This is a genomic window from Paenibacillus sp. PAMC 26794 (genome assembly GCF_000316035.1).
Taxonomy (GTDB): domain Bacteria; phylum Bacillota; class Bacilli; order Paenibacillales; family Paenibacillaceae; genus Paenibacillus.
The window spans coordinates 38,753-58,466 of the sequence record NZ_ANHX01000009.1; the positions used below are offsets into that span (position 1 = coordinate 38,753).

22 protein-coding genes are annotated in these 19,714 nt (G+C 46.2%); 21 read left to right on the top strand and 1 reads right to left on the bottom strand.

Going from position 1 to position 19,714, the window contains the following annotated elements; genetic code table 11:
• Positions 1-37 precede the first annotated feature (37 nt).
• The 20 genes from trpD (at position 38) to D829_RS30415 (ending at position 18,215) form a co-directional block, all read left to right on the top strand.
• Positions 38-1,078: an anthranilate phosphoribosyltransferase gene (gene trpD / locus D829_RS0104805; RefSeq protein WP_026081001.1), complete on the top strand. Its 1,041-nt coding sequence runs from the start codon at positions 38-40 to the stop codon at positions 1,076-1,078.
• Entirely contained in the window at positions 1,068-1,856 is a 789-nt protein-coding gene (gene trpC / locus D829_RS0104810) for an indole-3-glycerol phosphate synthase TrpC (protein WP_017687712.1), read from the top strand. Before trpD ends, trpC begins: the two co-directional genes overlap by 11 nt.
• A gap of 35 nt (positions 1,857-1,891) precedes the next feature.
• Positions 1,892-2,593, top strand: coding sequence for a phosphoribosylanthranilate isomerase (locus D829_RS0104815; RefSeq protein ID WP_026081002.1), 702 nt, complete (start codon positions 1,892-1,894; stop codon positions 2,591-2,593).
• The gene (gene trpB / locus D829_RS0104820) at positions 2,590-3,789 is read left to right on the top strand and encodes a tryptophan synthase subunit beta (protein WP_017687714.1); all 1,200 of its coding nucleotides are present in this window, start codon (positions 2,590-2,592) and stop codon (positions 3,787-3,789) included. Before D829_RS0104815 ends, trpB begins: the two co-directional genes overlap by 4 nt.
• Positions 3,786-4,592: a tryptophan synthase subunit alpha gene (gene trpA, locus D829_RS0104825; protein WP_017687715.1), complete on the top strand. Its 807-nt coding sequence runs from the start codon at positions 3,786-3,788 to the stop codon at positions 4,590-4,592. The genes trpB and trpA overlap by 4 nt, the downstream gene beginning before the upstream one ends.
• 86 nt (positions 4,593-4,678) lie before the next feature.
• Positions 4,679-5,779 carry a histidinol-phosphate transaminase gene (gene hisC, locus D829_RS0104830; RefSeq protein ID WP_017687716.1) on the top strand — a complete coding sequence of 367 codons (1,101 nt, stop codon included), beginning with the start codon at positions 4,679-4,681 and terminating at the stop codon, positions 5,777-5,779.
• Positions 5,780-5,805: 26 nt separating this feature from the next.
• A complete protein-coding gene (locus D829_RS0104835; RefSeq protein ID WP_017687717.1) occupies positions 5,806-6,900 on the top strand; it encodes a prephenate dehydrogenase in 1,095 nt (364 codons plus the stop codon).
• 698 nt (positions 6,901-7,598) lie between these two features.
• Complete coding sequence (locus D829_RS0104840; protein ID WP_017687718.1) at positions 7,599-8,192, top strand: sigma-70 family RNA polymerase sigma factor; 594 nt, start codon at positions 7,599-7,601, stop codon at positions 8,190-8,192.
• Positions 8,189-8,824: a hypothetical protein gene (locus D829_RS0104845; RefSeq protein WP_017687719.1), complete on the top strand. Its 636-nt coding sequence runs from the start codon at positions 8,189-8,191 to the stop codon at positions 8,822-8,824. Before D829_RS0104840 ends, D829_RS0104845 begins: the two co-directional genes overlap by 4 nt.
• A 43-nt stretch (positions 8,825-8,867) precedes the next feature.
• A complete protein-coding gene (locus D829_RS0104850) occupies positions 8,868-9,467 on the top strand; it encodes a histidine phosphatase family protein (RefSeq protein WP_017687720.1) in 600 nt (199 codons plus the stop codon).
• A gap of 274 nt (positions 9,468-9,741) precedes the next feature.
• A complete protein-coding gene (locus tag D829_RS0104855; protein ID WP_017687721.1) occupies positions 9,742-10,860 on the top strand; it encodes a hypothetical protein in 1,119 nt (372 codons plus the stop codon).
• 44 nt (positions 10,861-10,904) lie between these two features.
• A complete protein-coding gene (locus D829_RS0104860; protein WP_017687722.1) occupies positions 10,905-11,411 on the top strand; it encodes a gamma carbonic anhydrase family protein in 507 nt (168 codons plus the stop codon).
• A gap of 23 nt (positions 11,412-11,434) precedes the next feature.
• A complete protein-coding gene (locus D829_RS0104865; RefSeq protein WP_017687723.1) occupies positions 11,435-11,614 on the top strand; it encodes an IDEAL domain-containing protein in 180 nt (59 codons plus the stop codon).
• Positions 11,615-11,766: 152 nt separating this feature from the next.
• A complete protein-coding gene (locus D829_RS0104870; RefSeq protein ID WP_017687724.1) occupies positions 11,767-12,189 on the top strand; it encodes a DUF2487 family protein in 423 nt (140 codons plus the stop codon).
• A 192-nt stretch (positions 12,190-12,381) separates the two neighbouring features.
• Positions 12,382-12,924 carry a ubiquinol-cytochrome c reductase iron-sulfur subunit gene (locus tag D829_RS0104875; RefSeq protein WP_017687725.1) on the top strand — a complete coding sequence of 181 codons (543 nt, stop codon included), beginning with the start codon at positions 12,382-12,384 and terminating at the stop codon, positions 12,922-12,924.
• Positions 12,925-12,939: 15 nt separating this feature from the next.
• On the top strand, positions 12,940-13,611 hold the full coding sequence (gene qcrB / locus D829_RS0104880) for a menaquinol-cytochrome c reductase cytochrome b subunit (protein ID WP_017687726.1): 672 nt from the start codon (positions 12,940-12,942) through the stop codon (positions 13,609-13,611).
• A 21-nt stretch (positions 13,612-13,632) separates the two neighbouring features.
• Positions 13,633-14,517: a menaquinol-cytochrome c reductase cytochrome b/c subunit gene (locus D829_RS0104885; RefSeq protein ID WP_017687727.1), complete on the top strand. Its 885-nt coding sequence runs from the start codon at positions 13,633-13,635 to the stop codon at positions 14,515-14,517.
• Between the two features lie 110 nt (positions 14,518-14,627).
• The gene (locus D829_RS0104890; protein WP_026081003.1) at positions 14,628-15,254 is read left to right on the top strand and encodes a DUF1405 domain-containing protein; all 627 of its coding nucleotides are present in this window, start codon (positions 14,628-14,630) and stop codon (positions 15,252-15,254) included.
• Positions 15,255-15,505: 251 nt separating this feature from the next.
• Positions 15,506-17,251, top strand: a complete 1,746-nt coding sequence (locus D829_RS0104895) for a cellulase family glycosylhydrolase (RefSeq protein ID WP_017687729.1) — start codon at positions 15,506-15,508, stop codon at positions 17,249-17,251.
• Positions 17,252-17,345: 94 nt separating this feature from the next.
• Complete coding sequence (locus D829_RS30415; protein WP_017687730.1) at positions 17,346-18,215, top strand: sporulation protein YpjB; 870 nt, start codon at positions 17,346-17,348, stop codon at positions 18,213-18,215.
• A gap of 114 nt (positions 18,216-18,329) precedes the next feature.
• On the opposite strand, the gene D829_RS0104905 is transcribed toward D829_RS30415, so the two are convergent.
• Positions 18,330-19,199 (bottom strand): YitT family protein, encoded by an 870-nt coding sequence (locus tag D829_RS0104905; RefSeq protein WP_017687731.1) that lies wholly within the window; start codon positions 19,197-19,199, stop codon positions 18,330-18,332.
• A 172-nt stretch (positions 19,200-19,371) separates the two neighbouring features.
• Between D829_RS0104905 and D829_RS0104910 the strand changes: the two genes are divergently transcribed.
• Entirely contained in the window at positions 19,372-19,701 is a 330-nt protein-coding gene (locus D829_RS0104910) for a nucleotide pyrophosphohydrolase (protein WP_017687732.1), read from the top strand.
• Positions 19,702-19,714 lie beyond the last annotated feature (13 nt).

Below are 19,714 nucleotides of genomic sequence, written 5' to 3' on the forward strand. Positions count from 1 at the left end.
AATAATGAATGAGAACCCTGTAACCCCCATTGCTGAGATTACTCGTGAGGAAGGCATGAAGAATGGCCTGGCGAAGATTTTGGAGGGCAGCCATCTGGAGCAAGCCGAAGCAAGAGATTTGATGTACTCGATCATGAGAGGTGAGGCAACGCCGGCTCAAATCGGAGGTTTGCTGATGGCGCTGCGGATGAAGGGTGAAACGGTAGATGAGATCACCGGTTTTGCTGAAGCCATGCGTGGTCAGGGCGGACGAATTCTAACGGATGGCAGCGGCTTGCTGGACACTTGTGGAACAGGTGGATCGGGTATTCACAAATTCAACATTTCCACAGCATCCGCCATTATTGCTTCAGCCGTCTCGGTTCGGGTCGCCAAACATGGCAATCGTTCAGCTACCGGTAAAGCTGGTAGTGCAGATGTATTAGAGGCACTCGGTGTAAATATCCATCTGAACGGGGAGCAGGCCAGACAATGTCTGGATGATATCGGAATTTGTTTCTGTTTTGCCCAGGTATATCACCCTTCCATGCGACATGCGGCAGGACCAAGAAAAGAGCTGGGTGTTCGTACCATTTTCAATATGCTGGGACCATTAACCAATCCTGCGGGAGCAGATCGCCAATTGCTTGGCCTATATGATCGTTCCCGGACGCCGATGATTGCTGAAGTACTGAATCGTCTTGGTCTCAAAAGAGCGTTGGTCGTGGCCAGCCATGATGGTCTGGATGAAATCAGTATCTCGGCGCCGACTCAGGTATCTGAACTTCGTAATGGTGAAGTGCACACCTATGATATTGATCCACGTGATATGGGTTTGTCTCTTCATCCGCTCGAAGCGGTACTTGGAGGAGATGCGGCACAGAATGCCGAAATTATTAAGAGGATCTTCCAGGGTGAGCAAAGTGCCTACCGTGATGTCGTTCTGTTGAACGCCGGAGCGTGCATCTATGTGTCCGGTCTTGCAGATAGCATTGCTGAAGGGGTGACACTTGCCGCAGAAGCGGTAGATTCGGGCAAAGCTGCCGGGAAGCTTGAACAGTTAATTCATACAACGGAGGCGTACAGTCATGTATCTTGATCGAATCGTTGCAACCAAACATAAAGAAGTTGAAGTTCTGGCACAGACATTTCGCATGGATGAAGCTATCCAAAAAATTGAACAACTACCCGCAACCCGGGGGTTTGAACAAGCACTATCGAGCGGACGCAATCGCAAACTTGGCCTTATTGCTGAAGTGAAGAAAGCTTCGCCATCCAAAGGGTTAATTCGTCCGGATTTTCATCCGGTAGAGATTGCTGCTGCTTATGAGCGAGCGGGTGCAGACTGCATCTCCGTATTAACAGATGTGTCGTATTTTCAAGGCAGCAACGAGTACTTGCAGGCTATCCATCAAGCAGTGAACATTCCGCTATTGCGCAAGGATTTTATTATAGATGAACGACAGATTGCCGAGGCAAGATTACTGGGTGCGGATGCGATACTGTTGATTGCCAGCATTCTGACACCTGAACAGATTCGTCAATATCTGGAATTTGCCAAAAGTTTGGGGCTGGATGCCTTGATTGAAGTCCACGATCGAACAGAACTGGAGCAGGTATTGGAGATTCCGCAGGCAACCCTTGTGGGCATCAATAATCGTAATTTGAAAACATTCGAAACTAGTCTGAACACAACACTGGATTTGATGGAATTGATTCCAAGTGGCGTTACCTTGATTAGCGAAAGTGGTATTGACGGACCAGAATCAACAGTACCTCTGGTCCAGGCCGGTGTTCATGGTATTCTCGTAGGTGAGCATCTCATGCGCAAGGATGATGTCGAGGCGGCTGTATATGATCTGATGGGGCCCAAATGATGAATACTTCCATACACGATGGCACAGGCGACAGTATGTCAGAACTGAGAAACCCGCTGCCAGCGGCCGTAAAAATATGTGGACTTCAGGACGTTGAAGTGCTAAAATCGATGATAAACTTGCCTGTGGATTACATTGGTGTTGTTTTTGCCAAATCACGCCGCCGAATCGAACCCGAGCAGGCTGCTGCATTAAGAACGGTGTTGTTCGAATGGTCTACCTATGATCGGCCGAAGCTTGCGGGTGTATTTGTGAATCCTAAGCTCGAAGAGCTGGAACACATTATGGACGTAGCTCAACTGGATGTTATTCAGCTGCATGGACAGGAGACTGCGGAATTTTGCAAGCAGGTGAAGCAGCGGTGGAATGCCAAAGTGTTCAAAGTTTTTTCTTTTCCCAAAGATGAAACGGGACCGGAAGCTGATGATGCAGCCATAAGGGCTCTTGATACTTACGATAAATTCGTGGATGCGATATTGCTTGATACCCATGATCCTCTATATGGAGGGGGCTCCGGGAAAACGTTTGCCTGGGAGCGAATCCCTGCCTATGCTGAATGGGCGAAAAGTCGCGAAATTGCTCTGTTCGTTGCAGGAGGTTTGCAGCCGGACAATGTACAACAACTAATACAGACATATGCACCTTTCGGCGTCGATGTATCCAGCGGCGTGGAGACTGAAGGTGTGAAGGATATTTCCAAAATTACAGCATTCGTAGAAAGGGTGAAGCAGGCATGACACATCAATTGCCGGATCAACACGGGCGTTTCGGTCACTTCGGAGGCCGCTTTGTACCTGAGACACTAATGAACGCACTCATAGAGTTGGAGGAGGCATATAGCCACTTCTCTGAAGATGAGGAATTCAACAAGGAACTGAACTATCTGCTAAGCGAGTATTCTGGACGTGAAACGCCATTGTATCATGCAGAGCAATTGTCACGCCGATTGGGCGGACCGAAAATTTATCTGAAACGTGAAGATCTCAATCATACAGGCGCGCACAAAATTAACAACGCCATTGGACAAGGTTTGTTAGCCAAACGGATGGGCAAAAAGAAAGTTATTGCCGAAACAGGTGCAGGTCAACATGGCGTTGCAACGGCAACCGTAGCCGCATTACTTGGATTGGAATGCAAAGTATTTATGGGCGAAGAAGATACAGAGCGTCAGCAGTTAAACGTATTTCGGATGAAGCTGCTCGGAGCAGAAGTGATTCCGGTGACGTCCGGAACACGGACACTGAAGGATGCTGGTAATGAAGCACTTCGTTACTGGGTCAGCAATGTGGAGGATACGTTCTATGTGCTCGGATCAGTGGTTGGTCCTCATCCATATCCGATGATGGTGCGGAATTTCCAACGTGTGATCGGTGATGAGACCCGTCGTCAGATTCAGGAGATCGAAGGACGTTTGCCGGATGTAATTGTAGCAGCTGTTGGTGGAGGAAGTAATGCGATCGGGATGTTCTATCCATTTATCGGTGATCAGGATGTGAAGCTGGTTGGCGTTGAAGCCGCAGGCAAAGGGGTCGAAACTGAGTATCACGCTGCGACGATGACCAAAGGTACACATGGTGTATTCCAGGGATCTATGAGTTACCTGTTGCAGGATGAGTACGGACAGGTGCAGCCGGCGCATTCCATCTCGGCCGGACTTGATTATCCGGGTGTTGGTCCGGAGCATTCCTATCTCAAGGATATTGAACGGGCAAAATATGTACCGATCACGGATCAGGAAGCACTGGATGCCCTGCAGCTCCTATGTCGGACGGAAGGAATCATTCCTGCTCTGGAGTCTGCACATGCGGTAGCTCAAGTTGTCAAACTGGCGCCTGAACTTACAGCAGATGATATTGTAGTCATTTGTCTGTCGGGACGTGGAGACAAGGATGTTGAATCGATTATGAAATACACGGGAGGTGACTTGGGATGAATCTGATGGACCAGACCTTCCAGCAATTGAAGCAACAGAATCGTACGGCACTTATTCCATTCTTAACCGTGGGAGACCCGGATGTGGATACAACGATTGATATCATCAAGGAGCTCGAACAGGCCGGAGCGGATATTTTGGAACTGGGTGTCCCCTATTCCGATCCACTTGCAGATGGCCCAGTCATTCAGCGTGCTTCCGAACGTGCGCTGAAAAGCCAAATTACCATTCGTACTGTGATGGAAACCGCTGCAAAAGCTCGTAAGGCAGGTGTGAAACTGCCGTTTGTACTGTTCACCTATTATAATCCGGTATTACAGACAGGACTGGATGTATTCTTTGATGAATTGGTCAAACACGATATTAGTGGCATGATCATTCCGGACCTGCCAATTGAGGAAGCGGAAGAGATGCGAGAACGCGCAAATCGTGCTGGTGTGCATCTGGTACCGCTTGTTGCACCTACATCTAATGCCCGGATTGAGCGGATTGTAACGGGAGCGAGTGGCTTTATCTATTGTGTATCATCCCTTGGGGTAACCGGAGAGAGAGCTTCTTTCTTTGATGGCGTAGAGAGCTTCATTGAGACGGTGAAAAGTCTGACAGACCTCCCTGTAGCGGTAGGTTTTGGTATCTCCAGTCATGAGCAGGTGGCACATTTCTCCCGCATCTGCGATGGCGTTGTTGTAGGTAGTGCCATTGTTCGTCAGGTGGAAGATGCGATTCCTCTGCTTGAAAATCCGGATACGCGTGCAGCGGGACTGTTGCAAATTCGCAACTTTGTGGCACAATTAAAGGGATAGGGATGTCCTGAAAGGACATCTTTTGGACACGTGAGGTGCACGCTGATTCGTGTCTAACATTATTTCAATAACAGGAGGCGGTCGGGTTGAAACCGAAATCCCAGATTGTCAATCTGCCTGTGTACCAGCCGGGCAAACCGATTGAAGAAGTGAAACGTGAACTGGGGCTTGAACAAGTCATCAAGCTGGCCTCCAACGAAAACCCGTACGGCAGTTCTCCTGCCGCCCTGGAAGCCATTACGAGAGAAATGACTAATATAAGCATATACCCAGACGGTAGCTCGGTTGAGCTGACGGGAGTTCTTGCCAAGCATCTTGGCCTTGAACGGAACAACATAATATTTGGTTGTGGTTCCGATGAGATTATTGCTTTGATCACGAGAGCTTTCTTCTTGCCGGGCGACGAGACCATCATGGCAGATCAGACATTCTCCGTATATAAAAGCAATGCAGATATTGAGGGTGCCGTGTCCATCGAAGTGCCTCTGAAAGATGGCACGCATGATCTGAGCGCGATGATCGCTCAAATTAACGACAAAACCAAAGCAGTATGGGTGTGTAATCCAAATAATCCGACAGGTACGATTATCTCCGAGCAGGAACTTACAGCCTTTATGGACCGTGTGCCTGCTCATGTGATGGTCATACTGGACGAAGCTTATTATGAATTCGTAACCGATGAAGCATACCCGCAAAGTATACCATTGATCGAACGGTATCCGAACTTGGTCATCCTGCGGACATTCTCCAAAATTTACGGTTTGGCTTCGCTCCGGATCGGGTACGGCATTGCACGTCCCGAAATTATTGAATTGATTAACCGTGTACGTGAACCGTTTAACACCTCCCGTTTTGGACAGGTTGCGGCAACCGCTGCACTACTGGATCAGGATTTTGTTCAAGAGTGCTCGAAGCGGAATGCAACGGATCGGGATTACCTTCAAAATGAATTTACACGGCTCGGATTGTCTTATTTCCCTTCACAGGGTAATTTCATTATGGTTGATCTGAATATGCCTTCGGCAATTGCGTTCCAATCCTTGCTCAAACAAGGCATTATCGTTCGCTCAGGATTCCACGTATACCCAACTTACATTCGTGTGTCCGTCGGAACATCAGAACAGAACCGTGCATTTGTCACGGCACTGGAGAACACGCTGGCTGAGAAGGCGGTAGCACGCCCTTAATACTGGCGATGAAAGAGTGAGGACCCATGAAACTAAAAATTGCAATGATTGGTGTAGGACTCATCGGCGGTTCACTGGCGCTCTGCTTCAAAGGCAAGCCAGATGTAACCGTGATGGGCTACGCCCACTTGGATGAACTGAAGGACAAGTACATAGCGAGCGGTGTAGTGGATGATGCTACGCTCTCTCTGGAAGAAGCGGTAGAGGATGCCGACTTTATTTTTTTGTGCGTTCCCGTAGGTTTGCTTGAATCCTATTTCGAAAAGCTCTCCAAGCTGCCATTGAAAAAAGGATGTATCATCACGGACGTAGGAAGCACTAAAGCTTCCATTGCCGCTTGTGCCGAGCATGTGCGGTTGACTGACGCTTACTTCATTGGTGGTCACCCTATGGCGGGGTCGGAGCGTGCAGGCGTAGATGCGGCCTCAGCCGTGTTATTTGAGAATGCATACTATGTCTTAACCCCTTCAGAACATGTACCTGAGGAAGCCTACAGCAGGCTGTCTGAGCTGCTTGCGTATACGCGGGCACAGATCGTGCGTGTGGAGCCTCTGCTGCACGATGACATCGTGGGGGCGATTAGTCATCTGCCACATGTTATTGCTGTTGCGCTGGTGAATCAGGTGCGTGAATATAATGAGTCGAATCCACTGTATAAAATGCTGGCTGCAGGTGGTTTCCGGGATATTACCCGGATTGCGTCCAGTGATGCAATTGTGTGGAGAGATATCTTGCTTAGCAACCGTGATGTACTGCTGGGCTTGCTTAAGGACTGGAATAGCCAGATGACGGCCTTTACGGATATGTTGGAGCATAAGAACGGTGAAGGTATAGAGGAGGCATTCCGTCAGGCCCGCGAGTTCCGCAGTATATTACCAGAACGACGCAAAGGCATGATTTCGCCGTTATTTGATCTGTATACTGATGTCCAGGATGCACCGGGTATGATTGGTAAGATCGCAACTGAGCTTGGGGCGAATGACATCAACTTGAGCAACTTGGAGATTATCGAAAACCGGGTGGATGTGCCGGGCATTATGCGTCTGTCTTTCCGTCAGGAAGAAGATATGGAACGAGCCAAGACGTTATTGGATTCCTTAGGCTATCAAGTGTGGATATAAGACGAGAAAGAGGGCGAAAGCCCTCTTTTTTGTGAGGTTATATTGGAGTTGTCCATTTGATATTCGTCACAGATCAAAGAAGTTGATATATATTAAATATGTATATATTAACACATGAATACCTTGCTAAAGACAAAAAAAAGACCGCTTACATAAGCGGCCATTGCTCACGTGGAGCAATACAGTTATTGGATAGGAGTGGAGAGAAACCATACTGTACCCTTATTATATGTATACGTTTTCATTTTGTCAACACTTTAAGTAAATTTGTTTGAATTAATTATATCTTTCGGTAATTCAAGATAATAACTCCTTTTTTTAGGTAGCTTAGGTCAAAAAAATATAACATTTTTGTAACCTTTTCGATATGTCTTCCGTCTATATAAGCAAGGCTTACCAAAAAGCCTCAAAATGAAGTCATGAACGTGTAAATGACCGCATATGAATGACAGGTCGGGTTCTGTGGCTACCAATGGATTTGCCAGGATGATGCAGACCGTTGTACAATAAGTACTGTTAATGTAGAAACGTTGGGAAAATTGCCATTACATAGGGGAATTTGGCGGGAAGGCCAGTTATGGCGCTGAACGCTGTTTATATGCGGTGAGAACCGCAACTTTTTTGTGCCTGTTCGGTAATACATGGATAGAGTCGAACGGGGAGAAGCACATGGATGGGCGAGGAGGGGTCGCACTCAAATGACGGATTCCCAGTTGATTCGAGAGATCAAGGAAGGTAACCTGGAGTTATATTCCGAGCTGATGAGTCGTTATCAGCGTAAAATACTGGCTTTCGTATATCATATGTTGAAAAGTTCCAATATGGAGCTGCTTGCGGAAGATCTCTGTTCTGAGACTTTCTATAAGGCGTTCCGCAGTCTGCACTCTTTCCGTGAGGTGGATGCCTCATTCTCAACCTGGTTATATACCATTGCGAGAAATACGGTACTGAGTGAGCTTCGCAAACAGCGTAGCGGAAATGTCCCACTTGAAGAGAGCGGGATTGTTCCCGTTGCTCCTTCGGAGGATGCACCGGAGTATGCTGTATTGCGCAGCGAGCGGGTGATGCTGGTTAGAGATGCGATTAACAATTTGCCGGAGAAGCAGCGTTCTGCGATTATACTCCGCGAGTATGATCAACTAGACTACCAAGAGATTGCGAATATTCTTGGGCAGAGCGTCAGTTCTGTGAAATCGCTATTATTCAGAGCAAGATCAAGCGTAAAAACTCAATTGGAACCTTATTTCTTCGAACCGGTGTACGAGCCATATGAAGGGATGAAGAACCGATGAATTGCAACGAAGCCCAGGAACTGTTTGCACTGGTCTGGGACATGCCGGAAACTCATCCTCAGCGGATTGCATTTCATGCTCATCTTGCTGGTTGTGAAGAGTGCTGCGAGCAGTTTGAGGTCTGGGAAGAAGCTCAGATCTTGCTGCACAGCATTCCGGTTCCAGTGACAGAACAACAGGCAGAGAGAGTGAACCGTAACGTTATGGACCGGATCTACGCGGAGTCTCCATGGCTACTGCCGGAAGAGGCAAAGGTTAATCGTTTCTCTGCTGCGATCCGCAAGCATATGTCTTTGTGGATTGCCGCGTTCCTGGCTATTTTTTTATGCAGCTTTCTGTATATGGCAATGTTTAAGCCAGACGTATCAGAAGCTGAGCAAACCAAGGTTGTTGCTACAGGTATTTTGGAGACAGGGGTTGCCGGAAGCGGACCATCGTCCTCTGGAATGTATCAGTACAACATGACTGGAGCGGACAGAGGAAGTATCATAGAGCCTTTTGTTGTGAGCATGGGACCTGCTTATCCGCAGTATTGGATGGCCCTCTCTTTACTTGCAATAGGAATGGCGTTATTTTCTCTTGGACGTATGCATCGAACAACGAGTAAACGCAAACAAGGTGCGAGTGCATAGGTAATAACCTTTCGTTCGCCGTGTGGAGAAATGAGGGATGTAAGTGCGAATCGGGCTTATTCGTCACGGTCTTACAGACTGGAATGCGGCGGGCCGTATACAGGGTCAGACGGATATTCCTCTGAATGGAGAAGGTCGTGAACAGGCAGAGCGCCTGGGAAGACGTCTGCTGACGGAAGAATACCAATGGGACTATATCATCACAAGTGGATTATCGCGGGCACAGGAAACAGGGGAGATTATCTCTAAACTGTTGAATGTACCTTTGCTTGAGCCGGATGCACGGTTGAAAGAAAGGGCTTTTGGTCAGATTGAAGGTCTGACTTCAGAAGAACGGGTTGCCCGTTGGGGCAAATCCTGGGAGACATTGGACTTGGGACAGGAGCAGATAGCGGATATCCAGATTCGTGCACTGGATTTTCTGGAAGATCTATGGTCTGCCTATCCGGACCAAAACGTACTCATTGTCACTCACGGAGCTTTCTTAGCCAACCTGTTAACAGCCTTGTTTAAAGATCGGTATACAGAACGGATTGGAAACCTGTCACTGACGATCCTGGAAAAGGAACGTGATGACTGGAGTCCACTGTTATATAATTGCACACGACATCTGTCTTTGGACACAGCGAAACAACCTGAGTAAGCTAACTTGGGTTGTTTTTTTGCGTTTTATGGGGAAATAGAGACTGTATATGATTTCAAACCTCTCATTTTTCTTCTGATTGACCAACTTGAGGCATAGTATGATTAACGAATTAATTTCATCATTCACTAAAGATATTATGAAATTAATTCAAACATAAATTTCCAAAAAGAGGTTTAGATTATGGGAATTCCGTCAACGATGTTTACAAAACCAAACTATTTCAGGCTCCAAATCAGTAGTCGAAGTAGTTAACGGGCGAGGCGATGGACCCATGAATCTAGCGGATATGCTTACTTTTGCCGATATTGGCCAGCTTAATCGAATAGCAGACTATTACCAATGTGAATGCAAGCCCAATTCCAAACATGAACTCATCCAGAGTATTCTCACTACATTGGGCAGCAGACCCTTTTTTGAGCAGCAGGTACGTCAACTGAATCAAGCAGATCAGCGCTTTTTGAACAACTTGTTGTTTGATCCTCGCCAGTATTATGGTATGGAAGAACTCATTGCCATAGCCCGTCAATCGATGGACAAAAAGGAGAGTGAGGCTGGCGCCAGTCCACGTGATCTCATCGTTCGCTTCAATAAGAGTGGATGGTTGTTCAATGGGACAACGCAGCAGACCAGGTATTTGTATCAGGTACCCCAGGATCTGAAATTAAGATTCAGGGATGTGTTATCCACACATCTGCGAGCAGGGATTACCAAAACAACGGAACCACCCATGTATCGGGATGAGTATCATCTCTTAGCGGATGATCTCAAGTTGTTTCTGCAGTTTGTCCAGCAGCACGAAATTGCCCTTAACGCTGAAGGTATGATGTACCGTCGCTCTCAACAGCAAATTATGGAGCATCTGCACATTAGTGAGGAATTGGTGGGCAAAGGTGGATGGAGATTCGGATATGGCCGTTCCTTCAAGGATTACCCGGATCGTTTCGCACTTCTCTACGACTATGCATTTCACCATCGGCTGGTTCGTGAGGAGCAAGGTACGCTGAAGTTATCACCAGCTGGAGAAGACAAGCTGGGGGCTGAGAAAACAGCCGAAATGATACAGCTATTTAGGTTTTGGTTAAGATTGTATAAAGGTGCTATTCCCAATCTGTCCTCTATTGTGTATTGGACAGGCGAATGTGCCCTGGAATGGTCAACCGCCGAGTCGCTGTTTCGTCAGATCGGTCCATTCATTCAGCCGTTCTATTATGATATGGCCGAGGCCATCTATGATAACAGAATTGTTAAAATGATGTTGCATCTTGGCATGGTCCGTATTGGGGAACATGAGGAAGGCCGGACGATACAAATGACAGCCTGGGGCACACGTCTTGCTGCATCCTGTCGCTCCATCTCAGGAGACATTAAGCCTATTATGTTTGACAAGTGAAGGACAAGTTGCTAAAATCACTCCCAAATTAAGGAGTGATAATAATGATAATTCCATACAAAGGTCTACAACCTCAGTTACACCCTTCGGTATATATGGCTGAAGGTGCAAAACTGATCGGTGATTTGAGAATGGGAGAAGAGTCTTCCGTCTGGTTCAATGCAGTCCTGCGGGCTGATTTGGCTCCTATTATCATTGGAAAGCGCTGTAATATTCAAGATAACGTTGTCGGGCATGTCAATACTGATCAACCTTTGATTGTGGGAGATGATGTCTCAGTAGGACATACAGCGATCATTCATGGTTGTCGTATTGGAACAGGATCATTAATCGGTATGGGAGCCATTCTGCTGAATGGAGCCGATATTGGCGAATATACGCTGATTGGAGCCGGTTCTGTTGTTACTGAGAATAGTAAAATTCCGCCCTATACTCTTGCTTTGGGGACACCTGCCAAAGTGATACGTGAGCTGACAGATGCCGATCTGGAGCGGATGTCCAGAACTTCACTGGGTTATGTTACCAAAGGAAAAGAATATAGGAGCTCTTAAATCCGTTTTGGAGGTGCATCCTATTGGATAAAATGAAAGTTACGTATGAAGTCATGTTGGGGCTGGCAGCTGAGATGGTGTGGGACGAAGCGCTTCGCAAACAGCGCAGCGAGAAGCTCTATTTGGAAATCGATAAAGCGTTAGCTACCGGAGACGAAGTAGCTTTCCGGAGTCTGACGGATGAACTGAGGACCATAAACTGATGGGCAAAATATATTCTTTCTGAGATAAAAGGGAATGCGCAGATGCGTGTTTCCTTTTTTGATATGTGTAATTCCGAAATGAATGTCTGGATTTATAAGATATGGTCATATATAATATGGGAATAAAATGGATAGAGAGGGGATATAGGGAATTGAAATTCAGTGAGATGACTCAAGACAGCTGGGCTGAACTGCAACTCTATCTGGATACATGCCTTATTCCATACACAGCTCTTAGCGGTGAGCAGTCGCCAGTTGAAGCTACCGAGGCATTGGAGCGGCTGAGAGATTTTCTAGATCTGGTCGAAATTCCTTTCAAAGGGAGAATCATGACTTATCCAGCCTTTCATTATGCTAATTCGGAATTGTCAATGACATTAAATTCCTTGTCCGCACAGCTTAAATCCTCGGGATTCAAATATGTGGTTATTATGTCATCAGATGGTCATTTGGATGAGGTGGAAATTCCATCTGCTGATCTGGTTTTGAGTCGGTCCGTGTTAACTCATGAGGTCGGAGAAGAGGGGATTGCGAGATTTGTAGGGGAGAAGATACGAGACTTGTGGAAAAAATAGTTTTTGGCGACAAATGTGACAAATTTACAACATTTTTTTAATAACGCTTACAATTGAACCTTAAAAATGTGTGACAAATTCTTGACGGTGTTCTAGGGCTACTATATGATTATGTATGTTCTAGTAAGTCGTGGAATTTATGAAAATGAAAACGTTTGAGAGAGTTGGCTGAAAAAGGGGGTTGGAGACAGTATGAGCAGTGAGCATGACCACCACGAAGCTTCATTGAAATTGCCAAGCCGCATGGAGATGTCACGCAGGCAGTTTTTAACGTACACGCTTGGTGGAGCTACAGCCTACATGGCCGCCGGTGCAATCCTTCCTATGGTCCGTTTTGCGGTGGACCCGATTTTGCAACATAAGGGAGAAGGCACCTCTGTCAAAGTAGCTGAAATTAGCAAAATTACGAATGAGCCTCAAGAATTCACCTTTGAACTTAAACAACAGGATGGTTGGTATCTGAGTAATGCATCGTTAGTGGCGTGGATTCGCAAAGACGAGCAGGGTAAAATTTATGCACTCTCACCTATCTGTAAACATCTGGGATGTACAGTAGGCTGGAATAGTGACAAGCAGTACCCTGACGAGTATCATTGCCCTTGCCATGGCGCGCACTATGACAAGGAAGGGAAGAATCTTGCCGTAGCCCCCAAACCGCTGGATGAGTACGTAGTCAAGGAAGAGCAGGGTTGGGTATATCTGGGCGACATTGTTCCGAACACCCGAGTGAATTAGGAGGCGTGAACGCAGATGTTTAAAAATGTCTATGACTGGATTGACGAGCGTCTCGATATCACGCCAATCTGGCGGGACGTTGCGGATCATGAAGTTCCAGAGCATGTAAATCCGGCTCATCACTTTTCCGCATTCGTGTACTGCTTTGGTGGATTGACGTTCTTTATTACTGTTATTCAGATTCTGTCAGGCATGTTCCTGACCATGTATTACGTACCTGATATTATCAATGCCTACGCAAGTGTGGAGTACCTGCAGACCAAAGTAGCCTTCGGCCAAATTGTTCGCGGCATGCACCACTGGGGAGCCAGTCTGGTTATCGTAATGATGTTCTTACATACGATGCGTGTGTTCTTTACAGGCTCTTACAAGGCACCGCGTGAAATGAACTGGGTTGTCGGCATGTTGATCTTTTTCGTCATGTTGGGACTGGGGCTGACAGGGTACTTGTTGCCATGGGATAACAAAGCCTATTTTGCAACAAAAGTAACATTGGAGATTGCCAATACGGTTCCTTGGCTGGGACCGATTATTAAAGAATTCCTGCAAGGCGGTACGATTGTCGGTGCACAGACACTAACCCGATTCTTTGCCCTGCACGTATTCTTCCTCCCCGCTGTGCTTCTGGTGCTTCTGGTCGGACACTTTATCATGATCCGCAGACAGGGCATTTCGGGACCACTATAAACTGAGAAGGGAGGAATCGCAATGGCTCACGGACATAAGAAGGATGATGAGGAAAAGGTTATCTTTGTCGGTGATTCACGGGTCCGTAAAGGGGCGGGATTTATTACCCCTCCTGATTACACGGCTTACCCCGGCAAATCAGAAGCCTTTATTCCTAACTTCCTGCTGAAAGAATGGATGGTTGGTGTCGTTGTATTGGTGGGCATTCTGGTACTAACGATCTCAGAACCTGCACCTTTGGGCTATCCGGCCAATCCGAGCGCATCCGTAATTCCTATGCCGGACTGGTACTTCCTTTTTCTGTATCAGTACTTGAAGTATCCATACGCATCGGGTGATTACGTTCTGCTCGGGGTACTGGGGGTCAGCGGAGTCGCTTTCGGAGCTTTGCTGCTGGCACCATTCCTGGACACTGGCAAGGAGCGGCGTTTCTATAAACGCCCAATTGCTTCATCATTGATGATTTTGTCGGTCATTTCTGTATTCTACCTGACGAATGTAGCGTGGACGCACTACGAGCATGAGTTGGAAGCAAGTGGACAGAAGCCTGAACATATTCAACGTGAAGAAGAAGCACTGGAGAGGCGTGAACAGGGGCTCCCGCCAGTTTCCAATGCACCTGGTCAGCAAGAAGAAGTTGCGATCGTGGAAGAGGATGATCCTGCAATGGAAACGTACAAGAAGGCCGGTTGTATTGGTTGTCATGCGGCTGATATGAAGGGCGCAACTGGACCTTCACTTCGGGGTGTGGGTGACAAGCATAGCCAGGAAGAGATTCTGACCATTATCAAAGAAGGTTACAACGAGATGCAGCCTCAGTACAATAATGCTATTGCTCAAGGTGTAACGGATGAAGAGATCACTCATCTGACCGAATGGCTTGCGAAACAGAAAGCAGAACAGTAAAATCAAAATAACCAATGAAACCTGATCGTTTATGCGGTCAGGTTTTTTGAAGTGTTTTTTGGACAGCACGGTATCGTGCACAACTTATGATGAAGGAAGGGGCAGGGAATGTGGCTTTATCGTATTTCTGGAGTAGGGAATTTCTGACTAATCGTTATTTCCTGTGGCTATTATTTTGGTGTAATGCGGTAGGAACGGTATACGGATACATCTGGTACGGAGAGCAAATGAAAATGACGCTGGCTGAGCAGCCGGTGTGGCAGATCGTATTTGTGCCGGATAGTCCAACAGCGAGTTTGTTTTTTACTTTAGCGTTGCTATGGGTCTTGTACCCACCACGGTCCATCATTATCAAACGGATCGGACATGTGATTCAGGCGCTTGCCGTGGTCACATCTGTGAAATATGGCGTGTGGGCCGTATCCATTATTTTCGCTGGCTGGATGCAAGGTGGTACACAGCACTGGCAAGATTGGATGTTGATTGCTTCGCATAGTGCGATGGCCATTGAAGCTCTTATTTATGTACGCTTTTTCGGCTTCCGCTGGGCTTCCCTTGTCGTTGCAGGTCTCTGGACGCTGTTGAACGATACGATGGATTATACATATGATATTTACCCCTGGTTACCCGCTTCCCTCTATGATCATGTAGATGGTGTGCGTAATTTCACATTCGGACTGACACTGGTAAGCATTCTGTGCGCGTGGCTGGCCTTAAGACAGGCTAGACGTACCTGATCTTGACCTCATACTTTGGAGAAAGAATAACACGTCTCATGAAGAGTCGCTATTTTAGCGGCTTTTTTTTGTGTCCAAAATGTGTCCATATTGTGCTATTTCATGGCTTAAAAATCAAGGATATCTCCATTCTGCACCTTATAATAAAATTGAAACTATATTTTGAAATTATTTTCCATAATTACTCATTATTTAAAGGGGTGACGAGTGATCAGCTTTGTAAGATAATCCGGAAAGGGAAGGTGACATGTATGATGAAGAGAACAAGAATAATAAAACTATTAACTGTATTTTTGATAGCGCTATCCATTTCATATCAAGTTGATGAGGGGAATTCTCAAGCCACTGCCGCTCCACAAACTCCATCTCAGGCATATGCACAGAAAATGGGTAAAGGCTGGAATGTATTCAATACCTATGACAGTTTTAGAACCGACGATCTCTCCCTGTCTGACGAAACCTCCTGGGGGCAGCCAAAAGTAACGCAAGAATTAATATTATCAGCCAAAGCAAAAGGCTTTGATAGTATTCGGATTCCAATGACTGCCTATACAAGGTATACACTAGGTGCAGATGGACACTATGTAATCCATTCCGAATGGTTGGCCAAATATAAGCAAGTGGTTGATTGGGCCGTTGATGCAGACCTTTATGTGATGATCAACCTTCATCACGATTCCTGGACATGGCTTTCCAATTGGGATGGAAATAAGGCGTCAGAGGAATATAAAAGATATGTAGATCTCTGGACGCAGCTTGCTAATCATTTTAAGAATGAACCTGAGCGGGTCATGTTTGAGACAATGAATGAACCTTATTTTGAAAATGATACCGGAACCATCACCAAACAGGATAAATTGGATATGATCAATCAGGCTGCATATGATGTTATCCGCAGCTCTGGTGGAAATAATGCAACAAGAATGATTGTTCTTCCAACGTATTCTACAAGCGCAGATATGGATAAAGCCAACGCAGCCTATCATTTTATCGCGGGGCTGAACGATCCAAACTTGATCGCCACTGTGCATTTTTATAGTGACTGGGTCTTCAGCGGCAACTTGGGTAGAACGGGCTTTGATGAAAAGCTTTACGATGGAGTTCAAGACACGCCAAGAAGCAATATAGACCAGATGTTTAACACATTAAATCATGCCTTAATTTCCAAGGGGATTGGAGTTGTCATTGGTGAATATGGCTGGTTATCCCCTGATGATGGCGCAGCGAAAATGCAGTCAGGTGAAAAACGGAAATATCTTGAATATCTGAACTACAAGGCATCCCAATATGGAGTTAGCTCACTGATATGGCCAGGTGCGTTTTGGAGGGTTCCACCCTTTGACTGGCATGATGAATATGGATCTACCATTCAAGCGGCTAATATGAAACAGCGTTCTTCCTATTCCACAGGTCTAAATGAAATCTATGTTAATCAACAAGCTGCAAACGATATCCAAATTCCGCTTACTCTCAATGGAAACAGCTTTAAGCACATTATAGGAGTTAATACAAATGATTATTCGTTTAATGAAGCAACTGCAACACTTTCGATCTCCAAGGCTTTTATAAACGAGAAGTTTAATCAGGGCTCAAATGGGACCATTGCTGATTTGGTTTTTGTATTCTCGCAAGGTGCTGACTGGCATCAGTTTATCATCAAATATTCGACACCTGTTTTTGGAACGTCTACAGGCACAGTGACAGAAGGTATTCAAATTCCGGTTCAATTTAACGGCACAAACGTAAGACGTGCCTCACTCTTCGATTCATCTGGCAACCGATTAGGCAGCAATTCTTGGTTTCCATATATGATGTTTGGCGGTGAGTTTACAGCCGACTACAATGAAGGAACATTCAGCCTTCTGAAAGATGCTTTTAACGGCTCAGTTCCGGACGGGCAAATTAAGCTCAGGATCGAATTTTACGATGGCCAGAGTATGAACTATTCCATTCAAAAAAGCGGAAATAATGTAACAGGTTTAGGTATCGTTTTCTAAATGAACTGTCACAAGTCGAGTAGGGTACGGAATCGTCTTCTGCTTGTTCTAACGAACTGTCCCCCGCCATACATTGGTGGTGGGAGGGATGTCCATGAGGAGAACGTTTGGGATCAAAACTGGCTTATTGGTGGTATCGTTCATGGCTCTGCTGCTTTGGACGAACTTAGCATATCGTGTATCCGCGCAAAGTGAAGCATTGAATTCGAATTCAGATCATCAAGTGTCCACAAGTAATTCAATTGCACAACTGAATGAGGAAGCAGCCATATTGTATCGTCAAGCGCTTGCGAACAATATTGAAGAAGTACGAGGAAGCATTCTGCGTATCAGTAAAAGTCTGGAGCATATCTCCTTTGAGGGACAAACAACAGTCGAGGGCATTCACGCCTTGTCCGAAACCATAGTTGAAGTGAAACAAGCCGTTGTGAAGGTGAAAAATGACGATGCTTCTCTTCAGCAGTCCTCTGCCAAACTCAGACTTGCAGCAGATAGTCTCGCGAATCCAACCAAGCCTTTATGGCTTCAGTATTATAAAATCGTGAAAAACGATCTGGACGCTTTATCCGCTGCTACAAATCAAGGGCAAACTGCGGCCGTACTGGCAAACCGCTACACCGTTCTGGAGGAGCATTATGAGACAATTCGTGCTGCCGCATTGATTCGCCGAGAACCGTATGAGATTGCTCAGATGGACGCTTGGTTATCTCATACCAAAGGGCTTACCGCTGCCAAGCAACCTGATCTGGCTCAATTAAAGAGCATGGTGGGCCATGGGGAGGAACTGGTGAACCAGTTATTTGGTCGCGAGAAGGACGAGAGTGCCTTTGTACCATTTGTACAGGGTCCGGATCGCAGGGCAGCCGGGTTGCTCATCAGTTCGGTCATTGTGGCAACGCTTAGTTATGCCGGATACCGTAAATATCGTGCGCAGCAGCAAGATGTTTTTCCTTTTCGGCGCTAATCGCTTATGGACCTGATCTTCGTATATTTAAAAAAGACCTCTTTTCGCATAAACAGCCACGCTAACGGCTCTTCATGTGGAAAGAGGTCTTCTTGCAGTTTCTGTATAGTTACATCAACTTTCTTTGAATCCTTCGCCATGTACATCGTGAACATCGCTGATGATGACAAAAGCTCTCGGGTCAATGGAACGTACAATGGTCTGCAGTCGCCGGAACTCTTGCCTGGAGATCACGCAGTAGGCCATGTGTTTGGCCTGTTTAGAGTACGCGCCAATAGCTGGAATGAGGGTGACGCCACGATCCATATCCCGTGTGATCTGGTCCGCAATCTCGGGTGCATGGTCACTAATGATCATAAATGCCCGGGCAGAATATGCACCTTCCTGAATAAAGTCGATGACTTTGGAGGCGATGAATACAGCTACAAGCGTATACAGAATTTTTTCTTTGGGGATGTAGATGAGAGAAAGCCCGATAATGACGAAGTCGATGCCCAGTAATACTCGGCCCATACTCCATCCATACTTGCGGTTGAGAATACGGGCGATGATGTCTGAACCTCCCGTCGTTCCACCCCAACGAAATACGATGCCAAGACCGGCTCCAAGAGTGACACCTGCATATAGTGCTGCTAACAGTAAGTCATTCTCGGTATGTAATGGTTCAATCCAGCCCAGATGAATCAACTTCTCAAACAACCATAGAAAAACGGTCAATGCCCCGATTCCGATACCCGTATAGATCATCTGTCTGCCGCCCAAAATTTTGAGCCCAATCAGAAAGAGGGGAACATTAAGAATCAAGGTTGTAAGTGAAGGTGAGATGCCGAAAGCGTAATTGATCAGCACCGTAACCCCGGTAAGGCCACCTTCCATAAGCTGGTTGGGGATAATGAAATAGAGAAGCCCAAAGGCATATAAGGCTGTACCCAGCACGATGGGAAGAACCAGTTTAAATTGAATCCAGGCTTTGGCAGTGCGCATAAGATCCCTCGCTGTAGATAAATTAGAATGAAGAAGCAATCATTCCCATCTAGTATACCTGTTTATTGATTCTTTAAAAATGATTTGTCGTTGATGATGGTGGAAGTGAATCTAAATAACTGATATTATTAGGAACAAATACGACATCATTTCAAAAGGAGAATCCGTTCTCATGGAGAAAAGCATCGCAGAAATGCAGCGTGAGGTTGATCAGTATATCTCCCAGTTCAAGGAGGGGTATTTCAGTCCTCTGGCCATGTTGGCCCGGATGTCTGAAGAGGTTGGGGAGCTCGCCAGGGAAGTGAATCATGAATTCGGCGAGAAGCCGAAGAAATCTTCCGAAGCAGCCAATTCCATTGAACTTGAGCTTGGAGATATTTTATTTATCACGATTTGTTTTGCGAACTCACTGGGAATTGATCTGGCTGAGGCGCACGATAAAGTCATGCATAAATTTAACACCCGCGATGCCAATCGGTGGACTCCCAAAAACACCGATTAGGCGTAGATTACAT

Excerpts from the sequence above, each read along its gene's own strand:
- trpC (WP_017687712.1), top strand. The coding sequence starts at position 1,068 with ATGTATCTTGATCGAATCGTTGCAACCAAACATAAAGAAGTTGAAGTT.
- D829_RS0104815 (WP_026081002.1), top strand. The coding sequence starts at position 1,892 with ATGTCAGAACTGAGAAACCCGCTGCCAGCGGCCGTAAAAATATGTGGA.
- trpB (WP_017687714.1), top strand. The coding sequence starts at position 2,590 with ATGACACATCAATTGCCGGATCAACACGGGCGTTTCGGTCACTTCGGA.
- trpA (WP_017687715.1), top strand. The coding sequence starts at position 3,786 with ATGAATCTGATGGACCAGACCTTCCAGCAATTGAAGCAACAGAATCGT.
- D829_RS0104835 (WP_017687717.1), top strand. The coding sequence starts at position 5,806 with ATGAAACTAAAAATTGCAATGATTGGTGTAGGACTCATCGGCGGTTCA.
- D829_RS0104840 (WP_017687718.1), top strand. The coding sequence starts at position 7,599 with ATGACGGATTCCCAGTTGATTCGAGAGATCAAGGAAGGTAACCTGGAG.
- D829_RS0104845 (WP_017687719.1), top strand. The coding sequence starts at position 8,189 with ATGAATTGCAACGAAGCCCAGGAACTGTTTGCACTGGTCTGGGACATG.
- D829_RS0104855 (WP_017687721.1), top strand. The coding sequence starts at position 9,742 with ATGAATCTAGCGGATATGCTTACTTTTGCCGATATTGGCCAGCTTAAT.
- D829_RS0104860 (WP_017687722.1), top strand. The coding sequence starts at position 10,905 with ATGATAATTCCATACAAAGGTCTACAACCTCAGTTACACCCTTCGGTA.
- D829_RS0104875 (WP_017687725.1), top strand. The coding sequence starts at position 12,382 with ATGAGCAGTGAGCATGACCACCACGAAGCTTCATTGAAATTGCCAAGC.
- qcrB (WP_017687726.1), top strand. The coding sequence starts at position 12,940 with ATGTTTAAAAATGTCTATGACTGGATTGACGAGCGTCTCGATATCACG.
- D829_RS0104885 (WP_017687727.1), top strand. The coding sequence starts at position 13,633 with ATGGCTCACGGACATAAGAAGGATGATGAGGAAAAGGTTATCTTTGTC.
- D829_RS0104895 (WP_017687729.1), top strand. The coding sequence starts at position 15,506 with ATGATGAAGAGAACAAGAATAATAAAACTATTAACTGTATTTTTGATA.
- D829_RS30415 (WP_017687730.1), top strand. The coding sequence starts at position 17,346 with ATGAGGAGAACGTTTGGGATCAAAACTGGCTTATTGGTGGTATCGTTC.
- D829_RS0104905 (WP_017687731.1), bottom strand. The coding sequence starts at position 19,199 with ATGCGCACTGCCAAAGCCTGGATTCAATTTAAACTGGTTCTTCCCATC.
- D829_RS0104910 (WP_017687732.1), top strand. The coding sequence starts at position 19,372 with ATGGAGAAAAGCATCGCAGAAATGCAGCGTGAGGTTGATCAGTATATC.